Genomic DNA, 364 nt, shown 5'->3' with positions numbered 1-364 from the left:
CGTGACCTTCACGCTCTGCACCAGCATCTCGCTGCTGCGCCTGCCCTACTACGCGCTGCAGATCCTGCCCTTCGCCGTGCTGCTGGGCGGCATCGTGGCGTTCTGGCGGCTCACCCGCTCCTCCGAGCTGATCGTGGCGCGGGCCGCGGGCATTTCCGCCTGGCAGTTCCTGGCCGCGCCCGTGGCGGTGGCGCTGCTGTTCGGCGGCCTGGCGACGGTCGCCGTCTCGCCGCTCTCCTCGGTCATGTTCGCGCGCGCGGAGGCGCTGGACAATCAGTTCATCCGCAAGACGGGGGGGCCGCTCAAGCTCACCGGCGGCCAGCTCTGGCTGCGTCAGGCGGACCCGCAGGGCGCGGCCGGGGCG

At 72.8% G+C, this 364-nt stretch carries 1 protein-coding gene; it reads left to right on the top strand.

Annotated elements, in window-relative coordinates; genetic code table 11:
• On the top strand, window positions 1-364 hold a 364-nt coding region (locus tag R5H29_RS01515), incomplete at both ends, for an LptF/LptG family permease (RefSeq protein WP_332328629.1).

Origin of the sequence: Stenotrophomonas sp. A3_2, assembly GCF_036624925.1 — a bacterium.
GTDB lineage: Bacteria > Pseudomonadota > Gammaproteobacteria > Xanthomonadales > Xanthomonadaceae > Stenotrophomonas > Stenotrophomonas hibiscicola.
Note: the sequence above shows the minus strand (reverse complement) of the source record. Positions and strands in the feature narration are given on the sequence as shown.